Source organism: Streptomyces sp. NPDC032721 (genome assembly GCF_055579625.1).
Genome location: NZ_JBVIMX010000013.1, coordinates 1 through 26,128 on the forward strand (window position 1 = coordinate 1; position 26,128 = coordinate 26,128).

Below are 26,128 nucleotides of genomic sequence, written 5' to 3' on the forward strand. Positions count from 1 at the left end.
TCATCAGTCAGTTCGAGGCGGAGATTCCTCGGCATGACGTCCCTCCCAGAGGACACCTACCCGCACCGCAGTCCACCCCACCCAGACCGCTCAGCAGCAAATCCAGGCGACTCCTCTTGGCCGTCGTCGCCGTCCTCGGCTTCGCGGTGTACGGCTTCCAGTACCGCGCCTGCCTCCCAGGGGTCGAACCACTCGCCGCCCTGGCCGTCCTCCTGGGCGCGGCCACCGTACTCCTCGCCCCGCTCGCCCTTGCCGCGCACGGTGCGACGGCCGCCCAGTGGGCCGGAATCGCCCTGCTCGGCGGCGCGGTCTACGCACCCGCGTACCTCATCCAGCACCGCCTGATCCTCCTGCGCGGCCCCGTCTTCACAGTGGCGGTACAGCTCGCGGTGCCGTTCACCGTGAGGGTGGGGGAGTGGGCAATCGGCGCGTCGGGGCTGCCTGAGGCCAGTGAACTCGCACTGCTGGGCTTGCGCGTTGGCGGGCATCGCCCGGGTCACCACGGGCGGCGGCCGGGCTACCCGTACGCACGCAGCCGCCGCAGCTCCAGCATCCCCAGCACACCCCGCCCCACCCCGAGCAGCAGTACGAGCCCGAACGCGGCCAGCAGACTCCACCCCGTGTCCGGAAGCCAGCGCAACATCAAAGGCACCGTCCCGCCGAGCACCCCGGGCAGCCACCACAGTGCAGCCGCGAGAGCGAACGACACGAGCACCCAGGCGGCGGTGATGGCGATGATGCGCCGTCTGGAGCGGGTCCGAGTGGTGGCCGCCCCGGTACGCCGCCCCGCGACCACAGCTCGTACAGACAGCCCCAACAGCAGCACCAGCACCACCAGCGCCAGAGCGGCCGCCACCCACGGCAGGACGAGCGCGAACCGGTCGGGTGCCGTGGTGCGGGGCTCCTGGCCGGCCAGCAGCTGTGCCGTACCGAAGGCCGCGTCGCCGAACTCCACGGCGCGCAGCTGCTGGTAGGAGTTCTGGAGGACGATCACGGCGCGGTCGCTGCCGGGCAGCATCACGACCATTGCGTGGAAGCCGCCGGGCACCGACCCGTCCTTCCAGAGCATCCGCTCACCGGTGCCCTTGAGCGTGCCGACCGACCAGCCGAGTCCGTACCGCCCGGCGTTGCTCGCCACGTGCCCGTACTGGGTGTCCGCGATCCCCTTCGCGGACAGCACGCGCCGCCCGTCCAGCTGCCCGCCGCCCATCTCGGCCCGCACGAAGCGGGTCAGGTCGCGCAGCGTGCCGCCCAGATAGCCGTACGGCACGCCCGAGGTGTCGTACCGGGCGGCGGAGCGCACCTGGCTGCCGAAGACGGAACGGTGGCCGGGTGGCACCTGCTCCCGTACGAAGTCCACCTCGGTGGCGACGGCGTTCCGCATGCCGAGCGGGCCGAGGATCCTCTCGTGCAGATACGTGCCGAACGGCCGCCCGGACACCTTCTCGACGAGCGCGCCGAGGACCGCGTAATCGGCGCTGGAATAGGCGTACTTGGTGCCAGGTCGACTGGTCGGCGCGAGGGCTGCGACGTCGCGGGCGGCGCGGTCGAGCGCGCCGGGGGCGTTGTCGTAGCGGTCGGGGATCTCGGCGGCGGCGGAGAGGGGGAGGCCGCTGGTGTGGGTCAGGAGGTGCCGGACGGTGATGGGGGGCGTGTTGTCGCGGAACCATGGGAGGTAGGTCCGTACGGGCTCGTCCAGCCGCACCCGCCCCGCCTCCACTAGCTGCATCACCGCGAGCCCGGTGACCGGTTTGGCCACCGAACCCCACAGGAACGGTGTGTCCGTGGTGACCGCACGCCCCCGCCCGTCCTCGCCGAAGCCCCGCTGGTGCACGACCCGGCCGCCCTCGACGACGGCGAGCGCGGCCCCCGGTGTGTCGGTGGCATCGAGCCGCCCGCGTACGAAGGTGTCGACCTCGGCCCAGCGCGCATCGGCCGATCCGGCGCTGAGGGCGGCCGGTGCACTCGACGCGAATGCCGACGCCGCCAGCACGGCCACCACCAGGCCCCGTAAGCCCCTGCGGACTCGGCCACCCCGGTCATCCTGGCCACCCCGACAACTCACCCTGCTCACGCCGCTCACACCCGTACCACCGCTCTGCTCGTGCCGGTCCATCGCTTTTTGTAATATGAGCATATTGTTTAAGAGATCCGCAAGGGCGTTCAGCGGATATCGTGTGCGTATGCCGAAGGTCGTGGATCACCAAGCGAGGCGCAGTCAAGTCGCGGACGCCGTACAGGAGTTGATTACGGAGCAGGGTCTCGACCGGGTCACCATGGCGCGGACTGCGGCCGTGGCGGGCGTCTCCGTCGGCCATGTGCAGCACTACTTCGCGTCGAAGGACGAGATGCTGCTCTTCACCCACGAACGCGTCGTGCGCAAGGTCCTCGACCGGGTTTCGGAGCTGGGCGCACGCGCCACCACCCAGCGGCTCCCCATCTGCGACGTGGTGACCGAGGGCCTCGCCGAATGGCTGCCCGCCGACCCGCGCCGCCGCTCGGCCCACCGGGTGGTGCTGGCCTTCCTCGGCCGTACCGTCGACAACCCCCGCCTCGCCGAGGCACACGCGGAAACGGTCCGTCAGATCCGCGAGATGCTCGCGACCGCCATCCACAACGGCAAGGAGTGCGGCGAGGTCCCCGACCCCACCGACCCGGCCCTGGCCGCCCTCGAACTCCACTCCCTGACGGAGGGCCTGGCCCTCCAACTCGGCTCCGACCCCTCACCCACGGCTTCCGGAACCGCCCTCGACCTGCTCACCACCCGTATCCACGCGGTCTTCCCCGGACGCTGCCGCCAGTACGGATGAGGGGGTGGCGGGGGGAGTCGAGGGTGGTGCTCAGGCGGCCGGCTCCCGCAGCGTCCGGCGCAGCGTCTCGAACGCGGTCGGCCGCGTCCGCACCGGCAGGAAGTCCCTGATCCGCTGCGCGCAGGCGCGTGGGTCCTCGGCATCGGTGTGTACGTCCAGGTCGTGCAGGCCGTGCGAGTGCACCTGGTCGTGCTGTGCTGCCGCCAGCCCCTGCGGCCGGTCGCCCCGTTCGGCCTCGCGGCGCTCCAGTTCCGGCAGCGCGCAGCGCACCCCGACGAGCACGGTCCGCTCGGGCGCGAGCACGTCGAGGAGGTCCAGCAGCCGCCAGCGCCGACTGAGTGGATAGTCGACGACGACGTTGTTCCCGCTGGCCGCCATCCCTGCCACGGCGCGGTGGAAGCCCTTGCAGGTGCGGTCGATCTCCGCCTGGAGGTCGGCCTCGGCGATCGGATGCGCGTTGCGCATGGCGTGGAAGGCGTCCACCGGCAGGTGGAACCAGGTCGCTCCGAGGATGTCGAGCAGTTCCCGGGCGATGCTGCTCTTGCCGGAGCTGGACGTGCCGTTGAGCAGTACGACGGTTCCGGCCTCCGGGTTTCGGGCCGAGGGCGCCGGGTCAGCAGTGCCAGCCCGTTTCCTCGGCCCAGTGTTCCGCGCCCATCACCAGGATGTCCGTTGCCGGAGCCTTGGTCTGGCCGTACGACGCGAGGTCGGGCGTGATGCCGGCGAGGCGTTGCTTGAAGGTGCTCCAGGTATCGCGGCCCCAAGTCGGCTCCCCGTACCCGTACTTGGACGTCGATGCAGTCCTTCGCCGGGAGACCGGGTACGGAGGTGGAGCCGACGTGGTCGATCGCCACGGCCGTGTCCCCCAGGGCGGACCGCAGCATCCTGGCCAGCTCCTCGAACTCGGCCGGCCAGGCGGGGGAGTAGGGGGACACCGTGACCGCGGCCGGTTCGTCAGCGAAGGGCATGGCGCCAGGCTAGGGCCTGACCGGCGAGATGGGGGAGACCAATGTCCCTGTTACGCGGGGGAGTTGGGCGGAGCTACGGCCTCCAGGTCCGCGATGCTGCCCGACATGATCGTGCGTACGTGCTCGGTGATGAGCTCCGCGGGCCAGTCCCACCACGCCACGGCGAGCAGCCGGGCGATGTCCGCGTCGTCGTAGCGGGTGCGGATGAGGCGGGCCGGGTTGCCGCCGACGATTCCGTAGTCGGGTACGTCGGAGGTGACGACCGAGCCCGAGGCGATGATCGCGCCGTGGCCGATCCGTACGCCCGACATCACCGTCACGTTGTAGCCGAGCCAGACGTCGTTGCCGACGACGGTGTCCCCTCGGCCGGGCAGACCCGTGAGGAGGTCGAAGTGGTCGGCCCAGGAGCCGCCCATGGTGGGGAAGGGGAAGGTCGAGGGGCCGTCCATGCGGTGGTTGGCGCCGTTCATGATGAACCGTGCCCCCGTGCCCAGCGCGCAGAACTTGCCGATGACCAGCTTCTCCGGGCCGTAGTGGTAGAGCACGTTGCGCGTCTCGAACGCGGTCGGGTCGTCCGGGTCGTCGTAGTAGGAGTACTCGCCGACCTCGATCAGCGGGGACTTCACCAGCGGCTTGAGCTGCACCACTCGCGGCTGCCCGGGCATCGGGTGCAGCACGGTCGGATCAGCGGGAACGGGGGACTGCACGGAGTGCTTCCTTTCGGGACAGGGGTTTCACAGGGGGCTGGGCTTCGGGGGCTTCAGGGGCCTCATGGGCCTCAGAGGCTTCAGGGGCGGTGGCCCAGGAATTCCGTCGTCGCCGTCACGAAGGCATTCGGGTCGTCGATCCAGGGGAAGTGGCCCGCGCCCGGCTGCAAGGTGAGCCGTGCGTGCGGGAAGAGGTCCGCGAGCTCTTCCACCGACTGGGGCGGACTGTTCAGGTCCAGCTCTCCTGCCAGCAGGAACACCGGCGCGTCGAGCCCGGCGAGGGCGGCGCGGGTGGCCTGCGGGTCGTAGGCGCCCTCGGAGGCGTAGAGACCGGCGGCCTCGTCGTTCTCGGTGGCGTTCGCGGCCTTGTGATACTCCTGCGCGGCGGCGTCCCAGCGTCCCCAGAAGAAGGGGGCCAGCGCCGCGACGTCGGCCTCGCCGCCGCGCCCCGAGTTGAGCGCCTCCAGCGCCGCATAGGCCTCCGGGAACCACGGTTCGTCCTTGCGGAGCTGCGCGTTCGCGAGCCGCAGCGATGCCGGGACCTGGACGCCGGCGGCCCCGGTGCTCGGCGTGATCAGTGCGAGGGAGCGTACGCGCTCGGGATGGCGTGCCGCGTACAGCACCGCCAGGTTCGCCCCGGCGGAGTGGGCGAGCACGTCGAGTCGGGGCAGCCCGAGGTGGATCCGCAGTGCCTCCACGTCCTCGACCTGGCGGTCGCAGCGGTACGACGAAGGGTCGTCGGGACGGGCGGAGTCACCGGTTCCGCGCAGGTCAAGGAAGAGGAGCTGGCGGTTCCGGTCCAGTCCGCCGAGGTCGCCGAGGTGCCGCGAGGGCTGCATGGGCCCGCCGGGCAGACACACGACGGGATCGTTTCCGTCCCCGTCTCCGCCGCCGCTCCCTGTGACGCGGTACGAGAGCAGAGTGCCGTCAGGCGCGGAGAAAGTGGGCATGATCGCGAGCATGGCACCCCCAACCCGCCCCTGACAAGGGGAAATACCCGCACCCGTCGGCCGTCCCGGGGCGACCGGCTCTTCGGCCCCCTGTGGCCATGTTCATGTAACCACTTACCCTGGTTACATGAACTCCTCGACGAGGGGCATGCCGATGCGATCCCGTACGGGCGTCGCCTACCGCTTCGACCCCGGCGCGCTCTGCCTCGAACTGCTCACCACCGGCGGCCCCGGCCCGTACCGGAGGTACGAGGTGCTGCACGAGCCCGCCGATCTGGCCGCGTGGGCGGACCGGTCGCGGCTGGCTCCGTCGCTGCTGCCGGTGCTGGAGGTCACCGAGGCCGAAGTGGCCGAGGCGCGGCGGGTGCGCGACGCACTCCTCCGTATCGTCGTCGCCCGTACGTCGACGGAGGCACCCGTCTCCCCCGCCTCCTCCTCCGACCTGGCACTCCTCAATGAGGCCGCCGCCCGCCCGCCCCTCTCCCTCGCCATCGGCCCGGACGGGGAGCGCCGCTGGGCCCTCCCGGCGGACGGCACCCGGCTGATCGCCACCGTCGCGCGCGATGCCGTGGAACTGCTGACGGGGGAGTTCGCACACCGCATCCGGGCGTGCGCGGCCGACAACTGCCAGCTGGTGTACGTCGACACCTCGCGGCCGGGCCGCCGCCGCTGGTGCTCCATGGAGCACTGCGGGAACCTCCACAAGGTCCGCGCCCTGCGCGCCCGTACGGCAGATGCGGTGGACGTGGCACTCGAAGAGGTCTGAGTATCCGCGCAGAGGGCCGGGAAGAGGTCCGAGGGGAGCGGGAGTTCAGGACGCCGCGCTCAGCACGCGTGCCAGTGCCGCGCTCCCCGCCGGGCCCCAGGTCGGTTTGCCGCCGGGCAGGCCGAGGTCCCCGTTGCGGCCGACCTCCAGCAGGGCGAGCGCGCGGAGGACCGCCCAGCCCCGGGCCCTGCGTACGGTCGCCCCGTCCACCTCGCCGGTGTGCGGTCCGGCCAGGGCGTACGTAGCGAAGAACCTCGCCGACGCGCCCTCGGGCAGCAGTACCCACGCCGAGGCGAGGTCCGTCGCGGGATCGCCCGCGCAGAGGTCACCGAAGTCGATCACTCCGGTGAACGTGCCGTCCGCCACCACGACGTTCGCTGGGTGCAGGTCCGCGTGCACCCAGCGCGGCGGCCCGTCCCACCCGGGCGCCGACACCGCCTCGTCCCACACGCGGCGTACGTCACCGGCGACCTCGGCGGGAGCGGCGGACCGTACGTGCTTCTCGAACAGCGCGTCCAGCTTGTCGAGTTGAACGGGCCGCATCGGATTGAGCGGCGCCTCGGCGGGCGCCGGCCCGTGCAGTGCGCCGAGGAACCGTGCCAGGGTGTCGGCCGCGTGGATGCCCCGTTCCCGGTCGACCGGCGCGCGGTCGGCCGGGGTCCCCGGCACCCACGACACCACGCTCCACGGCCTCGGGAAACCGGCGGAGGGAACGCCCGCCCGCAGCGGAACCGGTGCGGGCAGCGGGAGACGCGGAGCCAGTGCGGGCAGCCAGCGGTACTCCTTGCCGAGCAGCCCGGCCGCATGCTCCGTGAGCGGCAGCCGTACCGCCAACTCCGGGCCGAGCCGCCATAGTTGGTTGTCCCAGCCGCCCTCCACCAACCGCAGCTCCAGCTCCGCGAGATCCGGATGCTGCTCCTTCAACAGGCCGCGCACCACCCCTTCGTCGATGACGAGACCGCCCCTGCCGTTCACCTTGTCCGTGTCGCCCGTGTTCCCCGTGTCACTCATGCCCGTCAACCTACAGAGGTCCACCGACCGGCCCCAGGGGGCAGAATGCCCGTCATGCTGCATGTACGAGTGATCACTCCCACCGAGCACACGGACGAGGTGCTACGGATCACTACCGGGTCCCCGGCCGCCGCCAACGTACTGAAACTGGCCGGGGCCGCCCATGACCCACCGGGCGACCTCGTCGAGTTCGACGTGGCGAGGGAGGGCGCCAACAGCGTCCTGGAAGCGCTGCGCGGACTCGGTCTGAAGGAGACCGGAGCCATCACCGTGGAGCAGCTCGACCTCTCGATCTCCACGGCCTCGGAGAAGGCGGAGGAAGCCGCTCCGGGCGATCCGGACGACGCCGTGATCTGGGAGGAGCTGACCGCACGCACCACCGCCGAGACCCGGCTGACCTGGGCGTTCCTGGCCTTCCTCGCCCTGGCCACGCAGATCGCGGCGATCGGCGCCCTGCTCGACCAGCCCATCCTGATCGTCGGCGCGATGGTCCTGGGACCGGAGTTCGGTCCGGTCGCGGCGATCTGCTTCGGGGTGCTGACGCGCCGCGCGAGCCTGATCGGCGCCGCGACCCGCACCCTCGTCATCGGCTTCACGGCAGCGGTACTGATCACCATGGCGTGCGCGGCGGTGAGCCGGCTGCTGGGCTGGATCACCCCCGCCATGCTGGACGACCGCCCCCTCACCAACTTCATCATCCACCCCGACCGCTGGTCGTTCATCGTGGCGCTGCTGGCGGGTGTGGCGGGCATCCTCTCCATGACCGCCGGGAAATCCTCGGCCCTGGTCGGCGTCTTCATCTCCGTCACCACGGTCCCGGCGGCCGGCAACCTCGCGATCGCCGTCCCGCTCGCGCACTGGAGCGAGGTCACCGCCTCCCTCATCCAACTCGGCGTCAACCTCGCCGGAATGCTCGTCGCGGGCACGGCCACCCTGTTCGTACAACACGCCCTGTGGGCGCGCTACGGGCTGCGGGTGACGATGGCCCGCCGGGCAACACCGCACTGAGCGGGTCAGGGCGATCGACGGCCCACGTCGACCTCAAGGATGAACCGGCCGTCCGCCACGCGGATGCGGGCGGTCTGCGGCATCGGGTCCGAGTACGACGGCTTCGGCATGACCTCGATCAGGCAGCCCGGCATCTCCGCGGTCTGCCTCACGCCCTGCATCGCCGCGAGCCACTGATGGACCTCCTGGGGCCGATCGCTGCACTCGGCGCCGGGCGGGGCGTCCTTCCCGTACGTCACTCGCGCCAGATCGCCCGAGGCGCGGGCCACGTCCGTGCGGGCGAAGCCCGAGGGGGTGCCCATGTTCTCGGCCGCGCGCCGGTTGGCCTCGTAGGCGCTGTCGCCACCGGTCTGCTGGTCGAAGAGGTACCCGGCGCTCACGGCCACCCCGATCGCCAGCACCGTCACGCTCAGCTTGGCCATCGGCGAGAGGCGGCGGCGCGGTGTGGGTGTGGGTACGGGTGCGAGGCCGGGCCCGATGGTGGGTGCTGCCGCCGCCTGCCGCACGGTGGGGCTTCGCACCGGGGCCGTAGGGGTCGGGAACGCGGCGGGTTCCGCCGCGCCGGGAACGGGCGCGTCGGCCCCGTTCAGCCGGGTTTGTAGCTGGTCCATGGTCAGGCGCGCGGCCGGATCCTTGTGCAGCAGCCCGTCGAGTACGGGACCGAGCGCCCCCGCCCGTACCGCCGGAACCGGCTCCTCCGTCGCGACGGCGACCAGGACCGCGCTCGGGGCGGTCCCCGCGAACGGCGGGCGGCCCTCCACGGCGGCGTACAGCGTCGCACCCAGCGACCACAGATCGGACTCGGCCGTCGCGGGCAGGCCCCGGACCTGCTCCGGAGCCATGAACGCGGGCGTCCCCATGATCATGCCGGTGGCCGTGAGGGTGGCGTCCCCCTCGACCGCCGCGATCCCGAAGTCGGTCAGTACGGCCCGGCCCCCTTCGAGGAGGATGTTGGCGGGCTTGATGTCCCGGTGGGTGATCCCCATCCGGTGCGCGGCCCCGAGCGCGGCGGCCACCTGCCGCCCGACCTCGGTGGTCTGCTGGGGCGTGAGCGCACCCTGTGACTCGATGAGGTCGGCCAGCGACCCGCCGGCCACCAGCTCCATGACGATCCACGGCCGCCCGTCGGGGCCGGATATCCGGTCGTGGACGGTGATGATCCCCGGATGCTTCAGCCGCGCGGCGGCCCTGGCCTCCCGGTCGAGCCGCGCGATCCAGTTCGCCCGCTCGGCCTCGCCCAAATGCTCGGGCAGCCGCAGCTCCTTGACGGCCACGTCCCGCCCCAACTGCCGGTCGTGCGCCTGCCAGACGGCACCCATGCCGCCCTGCCCGAGGAGCCGGTTCAACTGGTAGCGCCCGGCGAGGAGTTGCCCGTGATCGTCATCCACGGGTGGAATATAGCCGGGCCGCACCCCACCGCGCCCCACCCCACCGCGCCCCACCCCACCGCGCGGCGCCGGCCGGGTTCATCGCCGGCGTGCTGGTTCCTGTTCCTGCGCCTTCCCCTCCGGGTCCTGCGGTACGAAGCAGGCCGTGATCGCCTTGCCGTGCTGCTGGTCGTGGGTCTCCCAGCTGTCGGCCAGGGCGTCGACGATGGCGATGCCGCGGCCCGAGGTCGCTCCCGTCGAAGTGGGGCGCTGGACCGGGAGGCGGCCGTCCTCGGCGGCGTCGTGGACGGAGATGTGTACGCAGCGGCTGTCCCAGGTCAGTACGAGCTGGGCGTCGCTGCGGGCGTGCAGGTGCGCGTTGGTGAGCAGCTCGGAGACCGTGAGGACGATCGCGTCCACGGTGTCCGGGCTGCTCTCGTACCAGGGCAGCTGCGCCAGGTGCGACTCCGTCCACTTTCTGCCCTCCCGTACGCCGCCCGACATCGGGAACGTCCTGGCCCAGCCCACCGCCCGCATCGACATCGCGCCCAGCCCCTTTCCGCTTCACTCCGCGTTACGGTCGGGGTACGGGTACCCGGGAACGCCCGGGGTACGTGTGGCCGCTATGCCGCTCCCGCGTCCCGTCCCGGTTCCCCCGGCTCCCGCACCACGCGCAGCCCACGGCCCGCGTGGCTGACCCGGCCGCCGGGGCCGGTGCCCGAGTCGCTCCAGAACGGGTGCTCGTTGACCGCCATGGTCAGCTCCCGGATGCGTTCCCACAGCTCCTCGACCTGGTCCACCTGCTCCTCGGTGAAGACGGGCGTGGACTCGGGGCCCCAGGGCGGGGCGGTGGCCAGGGTGTGGAAGTCGGCCTGTGCCTCGTGGAGCTGCTGCTGGAGGGCCAGGAGGTCGTCGGGGAAGGGGGAGGCGTGGGAAGACATATCAGAAGCGTACGTCTGTTCGATTTACGAATGCCAGTCGACCGCGGGAGTCCGCTTGGCCGGGTGCCGGGTGCCGGGTGCCGGGTGCCGGGTGCCGGGCTCAGCGGCCGTCGCCCAGGCCCAGGAGCAGTGCTCGCAGTGATCCCGCGAGCTGCTCCAGCTCCGCAGGGGAGAGCGCTGCCAGCAGGCGGTGCTCGGTGCTCAGGTGGTCCGGCAGGGCGCCCTCGATCAGCTCCAGGCCCGCCTGGGTCAGGGCGACCTGGACGACTCTTCCGTCGGTGGGGCTCGGGGTGCGGGTCACCAGCCCGCGTTCCTGGAGGCGGTCCAGGCGCTGGGTGACCGCACCGGAGGTGACCATCGCCGAACGCATCAGCTCGGCGGGGGTGAGGGGGTGGTCCGGGCCGTTGCGACGCAGGGTCGCCAGGACGTCGAACGAGGCTGAGTCGAGGCCGTGCGCGGCGAAGGTGCGCTTCATGTCCGGCTCGATGAGCAGGATCAGCCGCTTGAGCCGCCCGATCACCGCCATCGGTGAAACGTCCAGGTCGGGGCGCTGCTCGGCCCACTGCGCCAGGACGCGGTCCACATGGTCCCCGCCCCCGCCCCCGTGCGTGGCCGTGGCTGCCGTGTCTGCGTCCCGCTGCTCCGCGTCCTTCTTCGTCATGGGAACACCCTAGCCGTTCTCTTAGTGGTGAGATATGTTGTCTTAGTGCTAAGCAATCGAACCGCCCTCGTGTTCCTCACTGCCCTGGCGCCTGCCGTCTGGGGCTCCACCTACCTCGTCACCACCGAACTCCTCCCCGCCGACCGCCCGTTGCTCGCCGGCGTCCTGCGCGCCCTCCCGGCGGGCATCCTCCTGGTACTCCTCACCAGGCGGCTGCCGAAGGGGAGTTGGTGGTGGAAGTCCTTCGTGCTCGGTGCGCTCAACATCGGCATCTTCTTCGCCCTGCTCTTCGTGGCCGCCTACCGTCTGCCCGGCGGGGTCGCCGCCACCGTCGGCTCCGTACAGCCCCTGCTCGTCGCGGGTCTGTCCGCAGGGCTGCTCGGCCAGCGGCTCAGCCTGCGCACCGTGCTGGCGGCCGTGACCGGCATCGCCGGAGTCGCGCTCCTCGTCCTGCGGGCGGACGCCCGGCTGGACGCGCTCGGTGTGGCCGCGGCCCTCGGCGGCGCGGTCGTCATGGCGACCGGCGTCGTGCTCAGCAAGCGCTGGACCTCCCCGGCGCCGCTGCTCGCCACCACCGGATGGCAACTCGTCGCGGGCGGGCTGCTGTTGGTGCCCGTGACGCTCTTCGTGGAGGGCCCGCCGCCGTCCTCGTTCACCGGCGAGAACCTGATCGGGTACGGATATCTCACCCTGATCGGCGCCGCCGTCGCGTACGCCCTCTGGTTCCGGGGCATCAAGGCCCTCTCGCCGACCGAGGTCACCTTCCTCGGCCTGCTCAGCCCGCTCGTCGCCACCCTGCTCGGCTGGCTCGTCCTCGACCAGCAGCTCACCGTGCTCCAGCTGGTGGGCGCACTGCTCGCCCTGGCGGCGGTGGCCCTCGCCCAGCTGAGGCCGCAGGGTGCACAGGGCGGACGGGATGTGGTGGCTTCCGGCGGTTCCACGGAGGCTCCTGCCGCGACTGCCGTACCGCCCAAAGCCCCGGCCCGCTGAACCACACGTACTGTCGATCGCCAATCACCCATCCCTGCAAAGGAATTGGAAGCACCTCATGCGCATCACCGTTCTCGGAGCGACCGGTGCCGCCGGCAGCCGCATCGTCGGCGAAGCCCTCGACCGTGGCCACGACGTCACCGCCGTCACCCGCGAGGCGGCCCGCTTCGCCGCACTGGACCCGCGCGCCCGGCACCGTACCGGCAACGCACTCGTCCCCGACAGCATCGCCGAACTGGCATCCGGCCAAGACCTGTTGATAAGCGCCACCAGGCCCGTACCAGGGGAAGAAGCGCAACTCGCGGACACCGCGCGGGCGTTGTTCGCGGGGCTGGCGGGCAGCGGCGTACGGCTGCTGCTGATCGGCGGTGCGGGCAGTCTCCGCCTCCCCGGCAGCGACACCCTCACCGTCGTCGACGGGCCGGACTTCCCGCCCTCCTGGCGCCCCATCGCGCTCGCCTGCGACGAACAGCTCGACGTCTGCCGTACGGCGGGCCAGGACGTCGACTGGGCGTACGTCAGCCCGGCCGCGCTCTTCCAGCCCGGCACGCGCACCGGCTCGTACCGCCTGGGCACGGACGAACTCCTCGTCGACGCCGACGGCAACTCCGCCATTTCCATGGAGGACATGGCCGTCGCCCTGCTCGACGAGGCGGAGCGGCCCAAGCACCACCGGACGAGGTTCACGGTGGGCTACTGATGACCGAGTCCACCCCGCCACCCGGCTCGGCCGCCCCACCCTTCCCCGGCCCGCGCGAGGAGCTCCAGCTCCGGCAGATCGGCGAGGCGCTGCCGCGGCACGGCTACCGGCCGGTGCCGGGATCCCCTCCCGGCCTGCAGCTCGACTTCGTCAAGGAAGGGCTGGAGAGCAGCTTCACCCGGCAGGCTCGGCGGGCTGAGCTGCCCGATCGTCTCGCCGTACGCCCAGATCGAGATCAAACGGATGCTGCCGGTCTGGGACCCGTCCAGGCCGCGCCGCCCCAAGGACGCCGAGGACATCGCACGGCTGGAAGCGGCGCTGCGGGACCGTTCGGACCCGCCGTGACCGGCGCGACGGCTACCGTGGGGAGCAGACCCGTCTGGAGGAGCCCATGGAGGAGCCCATGAGCGTACGGCCGGAACACGCCGAGGCCGCCGCTCCTGTCCCCGCCCCGGCGCCCGTCCCCGTCCCCGCCCCCGCCGACGCCGCCCGGCTGCTCACCCGGATCCGGGCCGACCGGCGGTCCGCGCAGTGGGTGCCCGCCTTCGAGCGGGACTGGGCCAAGGCGCTGGAGGACTCCCGCCACAGCTACAGCCTCACACCGCTCCACGAGGTCGTCCGCGACTGGCAGTCCCGACTGGACACGGCCCCGGCCGTCGACGCGTTCCTCGACTCCGGAATGGACGACTCCGGCCACATCGCCCTGGAGGACGTGCTCGGAGGCTGAGGAGGGGAAGGGCGCGCCGCAGCCACCGATTCCCGTTCCGCACGGGGCGATTGCCGCAGCTTCAAGAAGTAGCCGCGAAGTAGCCGAGGAGGACACATGCCAACGACAACGACGTACGTCGCCATCCTGCTGACCGAGGGGACATCGGAGGCGCCGGGCGACGAACCGCTCTACGCCGAGGACTTCGTCCTGTTGTCCGCGGACAACGAGGAGGAGGCCCGGGCCAAGGCCCTCGCCCGGGGCAAGGCCCAGGAGACCAGTTACCGGAACGAAAAGGGCGACCTGATCACCTGGAGACTGCTCCACGTCGTCGACGTCAACGAGGTCCTCGACACCCCCCTCCATGACGGCGCCGACCTCTACACCCGCCACTTCAGGGACTACCGCGCCTACCGCGCCTTCGAGCCCCTGCTGTCCCGCAAACCCCTCTGACAACCCGGGCCGAGGGATCAACCCGCCTTGGCGAAGGCCGCGCGCAGTCCCGCCCCGTTGACGACGAACGCCGCCGCGACGAGAGCGAGCGCGCACACGCACTGCAGCAGCACGAACCACACCGGCAGGGTCCCGGGGATCACATCGATGGCGACGATCGCGACCGGCATGACGACCGTCAGGATGCGCATGCGTACGTACGCCCAGCGGGTGCCCCGGGCGGCGACGGCGAGCAGCCAGTACATCACCGCCGCGCTCGCGAGCACCCCGCCCGAGCGCCCCCACATGAATGCGGTCACCGTGCGGTCGGTCGCCTTGAGCAGGACGACCGTGACGAACACGGCCGCGCCGAGCGCACCGTAGACGGCCACGAGGCGCTTTGCCCTGTCGAAGGCCTGGGGGCTGTGATCGGTGGTTCGCATGGGGCGTCTCCTTCTGTGTCCGGCGCTGTGGGTTGCCGGGGTCCGTGATCGATGCTTCGACGCTAGGAAGTGCGGTGGCCTCGCGGTATCGGGCTGGACGTACAGGGGGGTGGGGCTGGACCCACTCCCCGGCCGATCCGCGTGAGGGAGGGCTTTGTGAGGTGCAGAGTTGCCCCTGCCGAGCGGTTCGGCGGAGTGGCAGTGGGAAGAGGAGGGCAGTTCCGTGCGGCGACAGCTGGGGGTGTGGGCGGCGAGGGTCTGTGTGGGGTTCGGGCGTGCCTGCGCGGTGGTGGGCGTCGGCATGCTGATCCCGGCGGTGTGGGCCGGGGCGGTGGCGCTCGGGATCTGGTGGGGTGCGGGGAACCCGTGGTCATGGCTGTTGCCGGTGGTGCTGGTGTGCGTGGGCACGCTCGGCCTGTCCCGGCCGGTCTGCCGGATGTTCCGCTTCCTGCTCGCGCGGTGGACCGGCACCGTCATCCCCGCCGGATACCGGCAGGCCGGGCCCGTGACCCAACTGTCCACCGGGTACTGGTGGAACGGCTTCGGTTACGAGCGGACCAGCCGCGACGCGCTCATGGACCAGAAGTGGCGCGTACGCCGCAACGACCCCGCCAACTGGCGTGACCTGCGCTTCACGGCGATCGTCCCGTTCACCGCCGTACCGGTCGCGGCGGTTCCGTTGGCCGGGGCGGTGGTGGCGGTCCTCGGGCTCGGCTTCGGATTCGGATTCGGATTCGGCCAGGGCTCCGGGGGCGGCGGGTTCGGGCCGCGTGCCGTCGGGGCGCTCGGGGCCGTGGTGGCCGTGGCCACCGCACCGTACGCCTGGAAGTCGATCGAGCCTGTGGCCGCCCGGTTCCTGCGGCCGTCGCCCGCGATGGCACTCGCGGAGCGGGTGGACGAACTGACGGCCCAGCGCGCGGACACCACCGTCGCCCAGGCCGCCGAGATCCGCCGGATCGAACGCGATCTGCACGACGGGGCCCAGGCACGCCTGGTCGGCCTCGGACTCTCACTGGCCACGGCGGAGCGGCTGATGGCGACCGATCCCGAACGGGCCCGGGCCCTGATGCGCGAAGCACGCGTCGGTGCCGCCGCCTCACTCACCGAACTCCGCGACCTGGTCAGGGGGATCAACCCGCCCGTGCTCAACGACCGGGGACTGGTCGACGCGGTACGTGCCTTCGCCCTGGACAGCCCGCTCGAAACGACGGTCGACGCCGACTCCGACGTCGACTCCGCCCTCGTACCCGGCCTGGACCCACCGATCGAGTCCGCCCTCTACTTCGGCACCGTCGAACTCCTCACCAACGCGGTCAAGCACGCCCATGCCGCCCACGCCCGTATCTCCCTCACCAGGGACCACACCCGCATCACCGTCGAGGTCGAGGACGACGGCCGGGGCGGCGCCACCGCAGACACCGGCCAAGGCACAGGGACCGGCGGGCTCGCCGGACTCCGCCGACGCCTCGCCGTGTTCGACGGCACCCTCGACATCACCAGCCCCGCAGGCGGTCCGACCCGTGTGAGGATGACGGTGCCATGCGAATCCTCGTAGCCGAAGACCTCTACCTCCTGCGCGACGGGATGGTCCGCCTCATCGAAGCCTGCGGACACCAGGTCGTCGCCACGGCGGCCACCGGACCCGAGACGCTCGCCGCGCTCCTGGAACACCGTCCCGACGTCTCCCTCATCGACGTCCGGATGCCGCCGACCCAGTCCGACGAGGGCCTGCGCGCCGCACTCGCCGCACGCCGCGAGGTGCCGGGACTGCCCGTCCTGATCCTCTCCCAGTACGTGGAGCAGCTGTACGCCCGCGAGTTGCTGGCGGACGGCTCAGGGGGCATCGGCTACCTGCTGAAGGAGAGCGTGTTCGACGCGGACCAGTTCATCGACGCCCTGGAGCGCGTCGCGGCCGGCGGCACCGCCATGGACCCGGCCGTCATCGCCAGACTGCTGTCCAGCGGCCCCTCGAACCGCCGCCTCGGCGGGCTCACCGAGCGCGAACACTCCGTACTGGCCCTCATGGCCGAAGGCCTCTCCAACCAGGCCATCGGCCGACGCCTCTTCCTCAGCGAGAGCGCCATCAGCAAATACACCACGTCCCTCTTCGCCAAGCTGGGCCTCACCGACGACGACAACGGCAACCGCCGGGTCCTCGCCGTCCTGAGTTATCTGAACAACCCCTGAGCGCCCCCAGCGCCTGCGGTGACCGCCTCCCGCGCGGTTGCCGCCGTGGTGTGGCATGTTTTTCAGGAGACGCGTACTGCTCCCCTACGCCGGTCCTGGAGATGGCTCATGCCCTTCGACAACGATCCCGTCGTCGTCCGCACCGTCGAGCGCGTCATGCCGCGCACGATGGTCGGCCCCGACAGCCAGGTCGACAACAAGGCGCTGGTCATCCCGCCCGGGGACTTCCGGCGGACCGATCCGTTCCTGCTGATGGCGGAGGACTGGTTCTCCACGCCCGGCTTCGACTGGCACCCGCACCGGGGGGTGGAGACCGTGACCGTCATGCTCGGCGGCGTCCTGGAGCACGGCGACAACACCGGCCACGCGGGCGCGCTCGTCGAGGGCGACACCCAGTGGATGACCGCCGGGCGCGGCATCATCCACCGCGAGCTCGCCTACAAGAACGAGTACGCCCACCTGCTCCAGCTCTGGGTCAACCTCCCGGCCGCGAAGAAGATGACCGACACCCACTACCAGGACCTGTACGCCAGGAACTACGCCACCTACACCGAGCCCGGCGTACAGGTGAAGGTCGTCTCCGGCGAGTCCGGCGGCGTCAAGGGCCCCGCCCAGAACCAGCACCCCATCCTCGGGCTGCTCATCACCCTCGATCCGGAGACCGGCTACTCCCAGCTCCTGGCCGCCCGCGACCGGGCCTTCGTCTACGTCATCTCCGGCGAGGTCACCATCGCGGGACGCAAGGTGGAGGAGGGCGAGACCGCCTGGAGCGACCCGGAGCCGACCGCCGCCGCGGGGGTCAGCACCCTGCGCATGGCCACCGGACCCGGCGACGGGCAGACCAAGGTGATGCTCTTTGCGGGGGAGCCGCTGCGCGAACCGGTGGTGGCGGGCGGGCCGTTCGTGATGAACAGCGAGTCCGAGATCTACCAGGCGTACATCGACTACGAGAAGGGCCTGTTCGGGCCCGTCCCCCGGCTGGGGCGACTTCAGACCCGCTGACCCGGATCCTGACCCGGACCCGTCCCCCGGCTCAGCGAGCGCGCCAGGCGGAAGCCGACGTCGTCGATGCGGTACGTGGGATGGCTGCGGCGGCGCACCGAGGCCCGGCAGCTCCAGGGCTCGTCGAACCAGCCGCCGCCGCGCAGCACCCGGTAGGTGCCGTACACCTCCGGGTCGTAGAGGTCCCAGCACCACTCCCACACGTTGCCCAGCATGTCGTGCAGGCCCCAGGGGTTGGGCTGCCGGCCGCCGACCTCGTGGAGGCGGTCGGCGGAGTTGCCCCGGTGCCAGGCGATGTCGTCGAGCGGGCCGTACCGGGGGCCGGTGGTGCCCGCGCGGCAGGCGTACTCCCACTCCGCCTCGGTGGGCAGGCGGTAGCCGTCGGACGCGGTGTCCCAGGTGAGGAGGTCCTCGCCGTACGCGGGGGTCAGGCCCTCCCGTTCGGAGAGGGCGTTGCAGAAGCGGACCGCGTCCTGCCAGGAGACGCCCTCGACGGGGAGACGGTCACCGGGCGGGGCACTGCCGGGGCGCTCGCCGGTGACCCGCGCGTACGAGGACTGGGTGACGGGGTGCGCCGCGAGCAGGAACGCGGGCACCTCGACCGCCCAGCTCCGCTCGGTACGACGGTCCGTCAGGACCACTTCCCCGGCCGGGAGCCGCATCACGGGGTCACCTCGTCGGCGAGGGCGGCGATGACCTTGAGCAGGTCGGCGGTGACGGAGAGGCCGCCCAGCACGATGATCTTGAGCGAGGCCCGTTCCGCGTCGTACACGGTCTCGACGCGGATCCGTTCCCCGTGATCCCTGTGATCCCCGTGGCTCCCGTCGCCGCTCGCGCCGTGCCGACCGCCGACGGTGGCCATGACGGCATTGCTCAGCCGGGACACCTCGTCGGGCCCGATCCCGTCGATCTGCACGATGCTCGACGCCTCGACGTGCCGCGCCGGACGCGTGGCGGAGGAGGTGCCGGGGGAGCCGTCGGATGGCGCGGTGACGGGTGTTCCCGTGAACGCCTCCAGGTCCTCCCTGGCGATCCGGTACTGCTTGCCGATCCGGGTCGCCCGTAGCTTGCCCTCGCGCACGTACGCCCGGACGGTCTTGACGTGCAGATCGAGCAGGTCCGCCACCTGGTCGACCGAGTAGAACTGCCGCACTGTGCCCCCGATTCCGATTCCGATTCCGATGCCGATTCGGTCCCCGGGCGCTCCCGGGCCACTGCTCGCACCGAGAGGTAGCTTAACCTTCCCTATCTGGTTCTTTCGTGAGGGTTGAATGGGAACGATGCATCCCTATTGCAGCCGCTCTCCGCACCAGGCGCAGTACGGTGCCCTCGCTTCCGCCCGCATCCGTCCGCACTCCGGACAGACCCGGTCCAGGGCGCACGGCGCCTCGCCGCCCTCGCCCGCGAACCGGCGGCCCACGCTCATTCCCGGGCGCCGTATGTGCACCGAGAGGTACGCCAGCCCGGCCGGGCCCGCCGTCAGCCCCCGGGCCGCCCCCTTCGGGAGCCACACGAGGGAGCCCGGTCGCAGCTCCAGCGGGTCACCCGTGCCGCCCGTGCCGTAGGTGTCGAGCCGGCCGCCGCCGTCCACCACGGCCAACAGCACGTCCAGCGCGTCCTCGGAGTGGCGGGCCACCGAGGTGCCCGGAAGGAGCCGCACCAGGTTCGCGTCGAGCTGGCGGTGCCGCTCGGCGAGCCGCCACAGGGCGCCCGACTGGCCCTCCCGTGCGGAGGCGAGGCACTCGTCGACGAGTGCGAGTAAGTGGGGTTCGGTTTCCTGCGCGGGCAATTGCGGCTCCTCGTGCGTACGAGTGTTCATGTCTCCAGGGAAGCAGATGTAAAGTACCCGCGTCATCACTCACAGTGATGATCCTGTGAGGGGAACGGGGTCCCCGACCACCCCCACCAGGCCCCCGCCCTGCCGGTACCTGTCAGCCACCAGCCCGGCGATACGGGGGTGATCGGCCAGCGGCGCCGACACCGCCCACGCCCCGCTCCCCGCCAGCGCCCGCGTGAACCGGCCCGGGGCCAGCAGATGGGCCGCGACCGCGACGCGTTCGTGGCCCGCCTCGCGCAAGCGGCGTACCGCCTCCGGGACCGTCGGTCCGGCGGCCGAGCAGTAGGCGGCGACGACGGGTACGTTCCTGAGCCTGCCGAGCTCCTCCACCACCGTACGGGTGCCGTCGTTGCCACCGGGGCGGGTGGAGCCCGCGCCCGCCACCACGATCGCGTCGGCAGAGCGGGAGTACGGGTCCCCCACGCCGGCCCCGACGACCTCCTCCGCCTCCCGGAGCCGCGCCAGCACCGCCAGCGTCACGTCCCGTTCGCCGCTCAGACCCTCCGTCACCACACACCGGTACGCCTCGGCCACCGCCGGGATGTCGACCCTCCGGTGGTAGCCGTCCCCGAGCAGCAGGGGCACCACCACCGCCCCCGGATGCCGCGCCAGGACCTCCGCCAACGACGGCCGCTGCACATCGAGATGGCCCACCACGGGACGCACCCCCGTCGTCCGCGCCAGCCGGTCGGCCAGCCGCCCGATCGTCACGGCGGCCTCCGGTACGGCACTGCCGTGCACGGCCAGGACCAGCATCACAACCTCCCGGAGGGCCGGCGGGCGGACGCGGCACATCCCCGTCCCCACCTGACCACGCTATGCCCCCGACCCCACCCCGGCCGCTGTCGAACGTCCCGGAACAGTCGGGCCAACCGGCCCTCCCACCTGGGACTTTCGCCGATGCTCGGGCCCTCCCGCGAGGTCTAGCGTCGGAATGGCCCGGCACGGTACCGGGTGCACGTGACGGAGTGGAGCGGCCCCTCATGACCCAGGTCCCCAGCACCCAGACCCTGGTGGTCGTCGGCCACGGCATGGTGGGTCAACGCCTGCTGGAAGCACTGGCCGAACGCGGCGCCCTCACCGCGCCCGGCTCTCCCGGCTGGCACGCGATCGTCCTCGCCGAGGAGGACGTACCGGCCTACGACCGCGTGCACCTCTCCTCCCTCTTCACCGGCACCACGCCCGGCGAACTCGCCCTCTCCACCCCGGAGTTCCTGCCCTCCCACGGCGTCGAGCTCCACCTGGGCGACCCCGCCGAGCGCATCGACCCGCTCGCCAGGACCGTCACCACCGCCTCCGGCACCACCTTCGGGTACGACGCCCTCGTCCTCGCGACCGGCTCCTTCCCCTTCGTACCGCCGATCCCCGGCGCGGACGCCACGGGCTGCTTCACCTACCGCACCCAGTACGACGTCAAGTCCCTCACCCGGTACGCGGAGAACGCCCGCGACGGCATCGTCGTCGGCGGAGGTCTGCTCGGCCTGGAGGCGGCGGGCGCGCTGCGCACCCTCGGGCTGCGCACCCACGTCGTGGAGTTCGCACCCCGGCTGATGCCCCAGCAGGTCGACGACGGCGGCGCCGCCGCCCTGCGCGCCACCATCGAGTCGATGGGCGTCGCCGTGCACACCGGCGTCGGCGCGAGCGAGGTGCTGCGCGACGAGGAGGGCGTGGCCCGGGGGATGCTGCTGTCCGACGGGCACCTCATCGAGGCCCAGGCGATCGTCTTCTCGGCGGGCGTACGGCCCAGGGACCGGCTCGCGCGCGAGTGCGGGCTCGCCGTCGGCGACCGGGGCGGCGTGGCCGTGGACGCGCACTGCCGCACCTCCGACCCGTACATCTACGCGGTCGGCGAGTGCGCGCAGACCGTCGACGGGCGGGTGTACGGGCTGGTCGCGCCCGGCTACCAGATGGCGGAGACGGTCGCGGACGCGCTCGCGGGGGAGGGCACCGACGTCTTCACCGGCGCCGACACCTCCACCAAGCTCAAGCTGATGGGGGCCGACGTGGCCTCCTTCGGCGACCCGTTCAGTACGGCGGACGAGGCCGTCGCCGTCGTCTTCTCCGACGAGCGCGAGGGCGTCTACAAGAAGCTGCTGCTGGGCCCCGACGGGCAGCTGCTGGGCGGCATCCTGGTCGGCGACGCCGAGGCCTACGGCTCGCTCAAGCCGCACGCCGGACGCCAACTCCCCGGACCCGCCGAGGCGTTCATCGTCCCGCAGTCCGCCGGGGCCGTGGAGCTGCCGGGCGCCGAGAGCCTGCCGGGCGACGCCGTCGTCTGCTCCTGCCACAACGTCACCAAGGGCGCCGTCACGGCCGCCGTCACCGAGCAGGGCGTCACCGACATCGGCGGCGTCAAGCGCTGCACGAAGGCCGGCACCGGCTGCGGAGGCTGCATCGGCACCCTCCAGGCCGTCCTGGACGCCGCCGGGGTCGAGAAGGCGCGCGGCCTGTGCGAGCACTTCCCCGAGCTGACCCGCTCCGAGATCTACGAGCTCATACGCACCGAGAACATCCGCTCCTTCAGCGAGTTGAGGGACCGTCACGGCGCGGGCGGCGAAGGCTGCGCGGTCTGCAAGCCGGTCGTCGCCAACGTCCTGGGCACCCTCGGCCCCGACCTCGGTCTCACCCACATCCTCGACGGCGAGCAGGCCGCCCTCCAGGACTCCAACGACCTCTTCCTCGCCAACCTCCAGAAGAGCGGCACCTATTCGGTCGTGCCGCGCGTCGCGGGCGGCGAGATCAGCCCCGAGCAGCTCGTCGCACTGGGCGAGGTGGCCGCCGCGTACGGCCTCTACACCAAGATCACCGGAGCCCAGCGGATCGGCCTCTTCGGCGCCCGAAAAGACCAACTCCCGGACATCTGGCGCCGGTTGGTCAAGCGCGGCTTCGAATCGGGGCAGGCGTACGGAAAGTCGCTGCGCGCCGTCAAGTCCTGCGTCGGCGCCCGCTTCTGCCGCTTCGGGCAGGGCGACTCCCTCCAGCTCGCCGTCGACCTGGAGCTCCGCTACCGGGGTCTGCGCACCCCGCACAAGTTCAAGGGCGGTGTCTCCGGCTGTCTGCGCGAGTGCGCCGAGGCGCGCGGCAAGGACATCGGCGTCATCGCCACGGCCGGCGGCTGGAACCTCTACGTCGGCGGCAACGGCGGTACGAACCCCCGGCACGCCGACCTCCTCGCCCAGGACCTCGACAGCGCCGCCCTGTTCCGCCTCGTGGACCGCTTCCTCATGTACTACCTGCGCACCGGCGAGCGCCTGGAGCGCACCGCCGCCTGGATCGAGCGCCTCGACGGCGGCGTCGAGCACCTCAAGGAGGTCCTCGTCGAGGATTCCCTCGGTCTCTGCGCCGAGCTGGAGGAGCAGATGGAACGGCATGTCGCCGCCTACCGCGACGAGTGGCAGGCCGTGCTGGAGGACCCCGAGAAGCTGGACCGCTTCGGCCGGTTCACCGGCGAGCCGGAGGACCTGGAGCCGGGCCGCGGGCGGGTGGCGTTCCTGCCGGAGAGCAGCCCCGGGGCCGGGGCCGGTGACGGAGCCGATACCGAAGACGGAGCTGCCGAGGAGATCGCCCTCTTCCGCGACGCCGCCGGTGAGATCTACGCCGTCGGCAACCGCGACCCCTTCTCCGGCGCGCACGTCCTCGCCGACGGAATCATGGGCACCGTCGACGGCCGCCCCGTCGTCACCTCCCCCATGCACAAGCAGGCCTTCGACCTGCGTACCGGCGAATGCCTCGACGATCCCGAAGTCCTCATCCCCGTGCACGAGTTGACCGCACCCGGTCCTCGCGCCCACCAGACCCACCGGTCCGACCGGACCGGCCAGGCCCACCGGAACAGCAGGAAGCAGTCATGAGCTCTCTCGCACAGAACCCCCGGGTGGACGACGACAGGCCCGAGGCTGCCGACCCCGCCCAGTACCGTCCCGGCCGCACCATCAGCGACTGGCGCCCCGAGGACCCCGCCTTCTGGCGCGACACCGGGCGCAAGGTGGCCCGTCGCAACCTGTGGATCGCCGTCCCCGCACTGCTGGTCGCGTTCGTGGTCTGGCAGGTCTGGTCGATCACCGCGACCAACCTCACCGACGTCGGCTTCGGACTCGGCAAGAGCGAGCTGTTCTGGCTGACCGCCGTCCCCGGCATCACCGGCGGCACCGCCCGTATCCTCTACACCTTCATCGGCCCGAGGATCGGCCAGCGCACCTTCACCGCACTGTCGACCGTCGTCCTGGTGATCCCGCTGATCTGGCTCGGCATCGCCATCCAGGACCCGACCACCCCGTACGGCGTCCTGATCACCATCGCCGCGCTCTGCGGCATCGGCGGCGCCAACTTCTCCTCCTCGCTCGCCAACATCGGCTTCTTCTTCCCGAAGAGCGAGAAGGGCAACGCCACCGGCATCAACGGCGGCCTCGGCAACCTCGGCGTCTCGGTCGTCCAGCTGCTCACCCCGATCCTGATCACCTTCTCGACGATCGCGATCGGCACCGCCCAGCACAAGGCCGACGGCACGCCGGTCTACCTCCAGAACGCCGCGTTCGTCTGGGTGCCGGTCCTGGTGATCCTGGCCGCGTGCGCCTGGTTCGGGCAGAACAACCTCAAGGTCGCCTCCACCCCGTTCAGCCGCCAGAAGGTCATCTTCAAGCGCAAGCACAACTGGGTGATGACCTGGCTGTACGTCGGCACCTTCGGCTCCTTCATCGGCTTCGCCGCCGCCCTGCCGCTGCTCATCAAGACCACGTTCACCCCGATCGACCCCGCGTACTCGGCGGCCACGTACGCCTGGATGGGCCCGGCCATCGGCGCGCTCGCCCGCTGGGCCGGCGGCTGGATCGCGGACAAGATGGGCGGCGCCCGCGTCACCATCCTCTCCTTCGTCGGCATGGGCGTCTCCCTCGTCGGAGTGATCAACTTCCTGCCCTCGGGCGGCGACAACGGCTCCTTCTGGGGCTTCTTCAGCTGCTTCCTGCTGGCGTTCTTCTTCTCCGGCATCGGCAACGGCTCGACCTTCCGCCAGATCCCGGTCATCTTCCGCACCACCCACCTCAAGGGCCTCACCGAAGGCACCGCGGAGTACGACCAGGCCCTGAAGCAGGCCGAGATGGAGTCGGGCGCGGTCACCGGCTTCACGGCGGCCATCGCCGCCTACGGCTTCTTCTTCATCCCGGCGCTCTTCGCGTCGGTCGCGGTGACCAGCGCGATGTGGGGCTTCGTCGCGTTCTACGCGAGCTGTGTGCTCGTGACCTGGTGGTTCTACGCCCGGAAGGGTGCGGAGGCGCCGAGCTGAGCGGAGTCTCCTTCTCCGGTTGAGTCGGAGGGCCCGGGTGCTGCTGCCCCGGGCCCTTCCGGCTGTCCGGGCCGCGAGGGCTGTTCCGGCTGCCGGGGCTGTTCGGGCTCGTACAGTCCCCGCAGCAGCAGCCACCCCACCGCAGGGAGCACGATCAGCGGGGCCAGTGCGACCTGGAGGGAGGCCGCGTCGGCGACCGCCCCGATCAGCGGGCTCGCCAGCCCGCCGACGCTCACCGTCAGCCCGAGCGTGACCCCGCTCGCGGTGCCGACCCGGCGCGGCAGATAGTCCTGCCCGAGGGTGACGTGCAGCGAGAACGGCACGTACAGCCCGGCCGAGGTCAGCGCCACGCACACGTACAGCAGCGGCCCGGGGACGAACACCACCCCGGCGACCGCGGGCACGGTCAGCGCGTACGACCAGCGGACCACCGCGATCCGCCCGTACCGGGTGGCGAGCCTGCCGCCGAACACGGTGCCGAACGCGCCGCCGACGTACAGCGTGAACAGGGCGGCGGTGCCCACGAGTTCACCGGCGTGACCGCCGCCGACGCGTTCCCGGGCGTACAGCGAGACGAAGGCGCTGAGCCCCATGAAGACGATCGACCGGCAGACGACCGCACCGGACATCTTCAGGAACGCCCGCCAGTCGTCCTCGCCGACAGGAGCGCGCACGGCCGGTCCCCGCCCGCCGTCGACGGCGGGGTCACGCAGCGCCCGCACGGCGGCCACGCACAGCGCGGCACCCGCCAGCGCCGGCACCACCAGCAGCGGCGAGGCCCGCAGTCCGCCCGTCGCCACCACGGCGGACACCAGCAGCGGAGCGGTCGCGAAACCGAGATTGCCGCCGAGCGAGAACCACCCCATCGCGGTGTGGCTGCCCCGGCTCGCGAGCCGGGCGACCCGCGCGGACTCCGGGTGGTACGCCGCGACACCGATGCCGGAGAGCGCGATCACGACGAGGGTCAGCGCGTACGAACCGCCGATGCCGCCGACCCCGCTGAGCGCGACCCCGAGCCCGCCGAGCAGCGTGCTCATCGGCAGGAGCCAGGGCATCGCCCACTTGTCGGTGAGCGCGCCGAACAGCGGCTGCGCGACGGAGGAGAGGAGCGAGGCGGCGAGGACGATGCCGGAGGCGGCGGCGTAGGTGTAGTGGTGCTCGGCGATGAAGAACGGCACCAACGCGGCGACCGCCCCCTGATAGACGTCGACGCAGGCGTGACCGAACGCGAGGAGGGTGAGAGGCCTACGAGTGGCACGGGAGAGAGCAGTACGTGCTGAGGTAGGTGACGAGGTACGTGACGAGGTACGTGATGTGGACACCTCACGATCGTGGGCCTGGCCCCACCTGTCGCGCTTCCG

28 protein-coding genes and 1 pseudogene are annotated in these 26,128 nt (G+C 71.7%); 12 read left to right on the forward strand and 17 right to left on the reverse strand.

All coding sequences use genetic code 11. From position 1 onward, the window contains the following. Positions 1-56: 56 nt before the first annotated feature. Positions 57-338 (reverse strand): hypothetical protein, encoded by a 282-nt coding sequence (locus tag ACZ5PB_RS26135; protein ID WP_468694168.1) that lies wholly within the window; start codon positions 336-338, stop codon positions 57-59. A gap of 179 nt (positions 339-517) precedes the next feature. After that, positions 518-1,999 carry a serine hydrolase domain-containing protein gene (locus ACZ5PB_RS26140; protein ID WP_468694169.1) on the reverse strand — a complete coding sequence of 494 codons (1,482 nt, stop codon included), beginning with the start codon at positions 1,997-1,999 and terminating at the stop codon, positions 518-520. Between the two features lie 184 nt (positions 2,000-2,183). On the opposite strand from ACZ5PB_RS26140, the gene ACZ5PB_RS26145 reads away from it, so the two are divergent. Beyond that, positions 2,184-2,810: a TetR/AcrR family transcriptional regulator gene (locus ACZ5PB_RS26145; protein ID WP_468694170.1), complete on the forward strand. Its 627-nt coding sequence runs from the start codon at positions 2,184-2,186 to the stop codon at positions 2,808-2,810. Positions 2,811-2,840: 30 nt separating this feature from the next. Here ACZ5PB_RS26145 and ACZ5PB_RS26150 read toward each other — a convergent pair whose 3' ends face one another. From ACZ5PB_RS26150 to ACZ5PB_RS26165, 4 genes and pseudogenes are all read right to left on the reverse strand, one after another. Next, positions 2,841-3,380, reverse strand: coding sequence for a chloramphenicol phosphotransferase CPT family protein (locus tag ACZ5PB_RS26150; protein ID WP_468694552.1), 540 nt, complete (start codon positions 3,378-3,380; stop codon positions 2,841-2,843). A gap of 221 nt (positions 3,381-3,601) precedes the next feature. Further along, positions 3,602-3,778 (reverse strand): annotated as a pseudogene (locus ACZ5PB_RS26155) (GrpB family protein); the annotation flags it as partial. Positions 3,779-3,828: 50 nt separating this feature from the next. Next, positions 3,829-4,443, reverse strand: coding sequence for a CatB-related O-acetyltransferase (locus ACZ5PB_RS26160; protein ID WP_468694553.1), 615 nt, complete (start codon positions 4,441-4,443; stop codon positions 3,829-3,831). Between the two features lie 122 nt (positions 4,444-4,565). Beyond that, entirely contained in the window at positions 4,566-5,435 is an 870-nt protein-coding gene (locus tag ACZ5PB_RS26165) for an alpha/beta fold hydrolase (RefSeq protein WP_468694171.1), read from the reverse strand. A 127-nt stretch (positions 5,436-5,562) separates the two neighbouring features. Between ACZ5PB_RS26165 and ACZ5PB_RS26170 the strand changes: the two genes are divergently transcribed. Next, complete coding sequence (locus tag ACZ5PB_RS26170) at positions 5,563-6,201, forward strand: CGNR zinc finger domain-containing protein (protein WP_468694172.1); 639 nt, start codon at positions 5,563-5,565, stop codon at positions 6,199-6,201. A 45-nt stretch (positions 6,202-6,246) separates the two neighbouring features. On the opposite strand, the gene ACZ5PB_RS26175 is transcribed toward ACZ5PB_RS26170, so the two are convergent. Next, positions 6,247-7,212 (reverse strand): aminoglycoside phosphotransferase family protein, encoded by a 966-nt coding sequence (locus ACZ5PB_RS26175; protein WP_468694173.1) that lies wholly within the window; start codon positions 7,210-7,212, stop codon positions 6,247-6,249. Between the two features lie 54 nt (positions 7,213-7,266). Here ACZ5PB_RS26175 and ACZ5PB_RS26180 point away from each other — a divergent pair, with 54 nt between their 5' ends. Beyond that, positions 7,267-8,220: a DUF389 domain-containing protein gene (locus ACZ5PB_RS26180; RefSeq protein WP_468694174.1), complete on the forward strand. Its 954-nt coding sequence runs from the start codon at positions 7,267-7,269 to the stop codon at positions 8,218-8,220. 5 nt (positions 8,221-8,225) lie between these two features. Here the strand turns inward: ACZ5PB_RS26180 and ACZ5PB_RS26185 are convergent, their stop codons facing one another. From ACZ5PB_RS26185 to ACZ5PB_RS26200, 4 genes are all read right to left on the reverse strand, one after another. Beyond that, the gene (locus ACZ5PB_RS26185; protein ID WP_468694175.1) at positions 8,226-9,608 is read right to left on the reverse strand and encodes a serine/threonine-protein kinase; all 1,383 of its coding nucleotides are present in this window, start codon (positions 9,606-9,608) and stop codon (positions 8,226-8,228) included. A 78-nt stretch (positions 9,609-9,686) separates the two neighbouring features. Beyond that, positions 9,687-10,130: an ATP-binding protein gene (locus tag ACZ5PB_RS26190; protein ID WP_468694176.1), complete on the reverse strand. Its 444-nt coding sequence runs from the start codon at positions 10,128-10,130 to the stop codon at positions 9,687-9,689. An 80-nt stretch (positions 10,131-10,210) separates the two neighbouring features. Beyond that, positions 10,211-10,528, reverse strand: coding sequence for a hypothetical protein (locus ACZ5PB_RS26195; RefSeq protein ID WP_468694177.1), 318 nt, complete (start codon positions 10,526-10,528; stop codon positions 10,211-10,213). 100 nt (positions 10,529-10,628) lie between these two features. Continuing rightward, entirely contained in the window at positions 10,629-11,189 is a 561-nt protein-coding gene (locus ACZ5PB_RS26200; RefSeq protein ID WP_468694178.1) for a MarR family winged helix-turn-helix transcriptional regulator, read from the reverse strand. 45 nt (positions 11,190-11,234) lie between these two features. Between ACZ5PB_RS26200 and ACZ5PB_RS26205 the strand changes: the two genes are divergently transcribed. The 4 genes from ACZ5PB_RS26205 (at position 11,235) to ACZ5PB_RS26220 (ending at position 14,038) form a co-directional block, all read left to right on the forward strand. After that, positions 11,235-12,179: an EamA family transporter gene (locus ACZ5PB_RS26205; RefSeq protein WP_468694180.1), complete on the forward strand. Its 945-nt coding sequence runs from the start codon at positions 11,235-11,237 to the stop codon at positions 12,177-12,179. A gap of 58 nt (positions 12,180-12,237) precedes the next feature. Then, positions 12,238-12,879, forward strand: coding sequence for an NAD(P)-dependent oxidoreductase (locus tag ACZ5PB_RS26210; protein WP_468694182.1), 642 nt, complete (start codon positions 12,238-12,240; stop codon positions 12,877-12,879). 403 nt (positions 12,880-13,282) lie between these two features. Further along, complete coding sequence (locus tag ACZ5PB_RS26215) at positions 13,283-13,606, forward strand: DUF6247 family protein (protein WP_468694183.1); 324 nt, start codon at positions 13,283-13,285, stop codon at positions 13,604-13,606. A 96-nt stretch (positions 13,607-13,702) separates the two neighbouring features. Next, positions 13,703-14,038 carry a DUF4288 domain-containing protein gene (locus tag ACZ5PB_RS26220; protein ID WP_468694185.1) on the forward strand — a complete coding sequence of 112 codons (336 nt, stop codon included), beginning with the start codon at positions 13,703-13,705 and terminating at the stop codon, positions 14,036-14,038. Between the two features lie 17 nt (positions 14,039-14,055). Here the strand turns inward: ACZ5PB_RS26220 and ACZ5PB_RS26225 are convergent, their stop codons facing one another. Next, on the reverse strand, positions 14,056-14,460 hold the full coding sequence (locus tag ACZ5PB_RS26225; protein WP_468694187.1) for a hypothetical protein: 405 nt from the start codon (positions 14,458-14,460) through the stop codon (positions 14,056-14,058). Positions 14,461-14,683: 223 nt separating this feature from the next. Between ACZ5PB_RS26225 and ACZ5PB_RS26230 the strand changes: the two genes are divergently transcribed. The 3 genes from ACZ5PB_RS26230 to ACZ5PB_RS26240 all read left to right on the forward strand — a co-directional run bounded on the left by ACZ5PB_RS26230 (position 14,684) and on the right by ACZ5PB_RS26240 (position 17,649). Then, entirely contained in the window at positions 14,684-16,015 is a 1,332-nt protein-coding gene (locus tag ACZ5PB_RS26230; RefSeq protein ID WP_468694188.1) for a sensor histidine kinase, read from the forward strand. Then, complete coding sequence (locus tag ACZ5PB_RS26235; RefSeq protein ID WP_468694190.1) at positions 16,000-16,647, forward strand: response regulator transcription factor; 648 nt, start codon at positions 16,000-16,002, stop codon at positions 16,645-16,647. Before ACZ5PB_RS26230 ends, ACZ5PB_RS26235 begins: the two co-directional genes overlap by 16 nt. A 108-nt stretch (positions 16,648-16,755) precedes the next feature. Next, positions 16,756-17,649, forward strand: a complete 894-nt coding sequence (locus tag ACZ5PB_RS26240) for a pirin family protein (RefSeq protein WP_468694191.1) — start codon at positions 16,756-16,758, stop codon at positions 17,647-17,649. Here the strand turns inward: ACZ5PB_RS26240 and ACZ5PB_RS26245 are convergent. The 4 genes from ACZ5PB_RS26245 to ACZ5PB_RS26260 all read right to left on the reverse strand — a co-directional run bounded on the left by ACZ5PB_RS26245 (position 17,637) and on the right by ACZ5PB_RS26260 (position 20,242). Further along, positions 17,637-18,311, reverse strand: a complete 675-nt coding sequence (locus ACZ5PB_RS26245; RefSeq protein WP_468694555.1) for a formylglycine-generating enzyme family protein — start codon at positions 18,309-18,311, stop codon at positions 17,637-17,639. The two genes, ACZ5PB_RS26240 and ACZ5PB_RS26245, sit on opposite strands and share 13 nt — an antisense overlap. After that, on the reverse strand, positions 18,311-18,802 hold the full coding sequence (locus ACZ5PB_RS26250; RefSeq protein ID WP_468694192.1) for a helix-turn-helix domain-containing protein: 492 nt from the start codon (positions 18,800-18,802) through the stop codon (positions 18,311-18,313). Before ACZ5PB_RS26250 ends, ACZ5PB_RS26245 begins: the two co-directional genes overlap by 1 nt. A 135-nt stretch (positions 18,803-18,937) precedes the next feature. Beyond that, complete coding sequence (locus ACZ5PB_RS26255; RefSeq protein WP_468694193.1) at positions 18,938-19,468, reverse strand: hypothetical protein; 531 nt, start codon at positions 19,466-19,468, stop codon at positions 18,938-18,940. Positions 19,469-19,507: 39 nt separating this feature from the next. Beyond that, positions 19,508-20,242 (reverse strand): sirohydrochlorin chelatase, encoded by a 735-nt coding sequence (locus ACZ5PB_RS26260; protein WP_468694195.1) that lies wholly within the window; start codon positions 20,240-20,242, stop codon positions 19,508-19,510. 227 nt (positions 20,243-20,469) lie between these two features. On the opposite strand from ACZ5PB_RS26260, the gene nirB reads away from it, so the two are divergent. Together nirB and ACZ5PB_RS26270 are read left to right on the forward strand one after the other, a co-directional pair. After that, positions 20,470-23,337: a nitrite reductase large subunit NirB gene (gene nirB / locus ACZ5PB_RS26265; RefSeq protein WP_468694196.1), complete on the forward strand. Its 2,868-nt coding sequence runs from the start codon at positions 20,470-20,472 to the stop codon at positions 23,335-23,337. Next, entirely contained in the window at positions 23,334-24,767 is a 1,434-nt protein-coding gene (locus ACZ5PB_RS26270; protein WP_468694197.1) for an MFS transporter, read from the forward strand. The genes nirB and ACZ5PB_RS26270 overlap by 4 nt, the downstream gene beginning before the upstream one ends. On the opposite strand, the gene ACZ5PB_RS26275 is transcribed toward ACZ5PB_RS26270, so the two are convergent. Continuing rightward, positions 24,734-26,089: an MFS transporter gene (locus ACZ5PB_RS26275; RefSeq protein WP_468694198.1), complete on the reverse strand. Its 1,356-nt coding sequence runs from the start codon at positions 26,087-26,089 to the stop codon at positions 24,734-24,736. The genes ACZ5PB_RS26270 and ACZ5PB_RS26275 overlap by 34 nt on opposite strands. Between the last annotated feature and the right edge of the window lie 39 nt (positions 26,090-26,128).

Excerpts from the sequence above, each read along its gene's own strand:
- ACZ5PB_RS26165 (WP_468694171.1), bottom strand. The coding sequence starts at position 5,435 with ATGCCCACTTTCTCCGCGCCTGACGGCACTCTGCTCTCGTACCGCGTC.
- nirB (WP_468694196.1), top strand. The coding sequence starts at position 20,470 with ATGACCCAGGTCCCCAGCACCCAGACCCTGGTGGTCGTCGGCCACGGC.
- ACZ5PB_RS26235 (WP_468694190.1), top strand. The coding sequence starts at position 16,000 with ATGCGAATCCTCGTAGCCGAAGACCTCTACCTCCTGCGCGACGGGATG.
- ACZ5PB_RS26255 (WP_468694193.1), bottom strand. The coding sequence starts at position 19,468 with ATGAACACTCGTACGCACGAGGAGCCGCAATTGCCCGCGCAGGAAACC.
- ACZ5PB_RS26215 (WP_468694183.1), top strand. The coding sequence starts at position 13,283 with ATGAGCGTACGGCCGGAACACGCCGAGGCCGCCGCTCCTGTCCCCGCC.
- ACZ5PB_RS26210 (WP_468694182.1), top strand. The coding sequence starts at position 12,238 with ATGCGCATCACCGTTCTCGGAGCGACCGGTGCCGCCGGCAGCCGCATC.
- ACZ5PB_RS26145 (WP_468694170.1), top strand. The coding sequence starts at position 2,184 with ATGCCGAAGGTCGTGGATCACCAAGCGAGGCGCAGTCAAGTCGCGGAC.
- ACZ5PB_RS26260 (WP_468694195.1), bottom strand. The coding sequence starts at position 20,242 with ATGCTGGTCCTGGCCGTGCACGGCAGTGCCGTACCGGAGGCCGCCGTG.
- ACZ5PB_RS26160 (WP_468694553.1), bottom strand. The coding sequence starts at position 4,443 with ATGCCCGGGCAGCCGCGAGTGGTGCAGCTCAAGCCGCTGGTGAAGTCC.
- ACZ5PB_RS26190 (WP_468694176.1), bottom strand. The coding sequence starts at position 10,130 with ATGTCGATGCGGGCGGTGGGCTGGGCCAGGACGTTCCCGATGTCGGGC.
- ACZ5PB_RS26270 (WP_468694197.1), top strand. The coding sequence starts at position 23,334 with ATGAGCTCTCTCGCACAGAACCCCCGGGTGGACGACGACAGGCCCGAG.
- ACZ5PB_RS26195 (WP_468694177.1), bottom strand. The coding sequence starts at position 10,528 with ATGTCTTCCCACGCCTCCCCCTTCCCCGACGACCTCCTGGCCCTCCAG.
- ACZ5PB_RS26200 (WP_468694178.1), bottom strand. The coding sequence starts at position 11,189 with ATGACGAAGAAGGACGCGGAGCAGCGGGACGCAGACACGGCAGCCACG.
- ACZ5PB_RS26170 (WP_468694172.1), top strand. The coding sequence starts at position 5,563 with ATGAACTCCTCGACGAGGGGCATGCCGATGCGATCCCGTACGGGCGTC.
- ACZ5PB_RS26180 (WP_468694174.1), top strand. The coding sequence starts at position 7,267 with ATGCTGCATGTACGAGTGATCACTCCCACCGAGCACACGGACGAGGTG.
- ACZ5PB_RS26175 (WP_468694173.1), bottom strand. The coding sequence starts at position 7,212 with ATGAGTGACACGGGGAACACGGGCGACACGGACAAGGTGAACGGCAGG.
- ACZ5PB_RS26240 (WP_468694191.1), top strand. The coding sequence starts at position 16,756 with ATGCCCTTCGACAACGATCCCGTCGTCGTCCGCACCGTCGAGCGCGTC.
- ACZ5PB_RS26225 (WP_468694187.1), bottom strand. The coding sequence starts at position 14,460 with ATGCGAACCACCGATCACAGCCCCCAGGCCTTCGACAGGGCAAAGCGC.
- ACZ5PB_RS26220 (WP_468694185.1), top strand. The coding sequence starts at position 13,703 with ATGCCAACGACAACGACGTACGTCGCCATCCTGCTGACCGAGGGGACA.
- ACZ5PB_RS26245 (WP_468694555.1), bottom strand. The coding sequence starts at position 18,311 with ATGCGGCTCCCGGCCGGGGAAGTGGTCCTGACGGACCGTCGTACCGAG.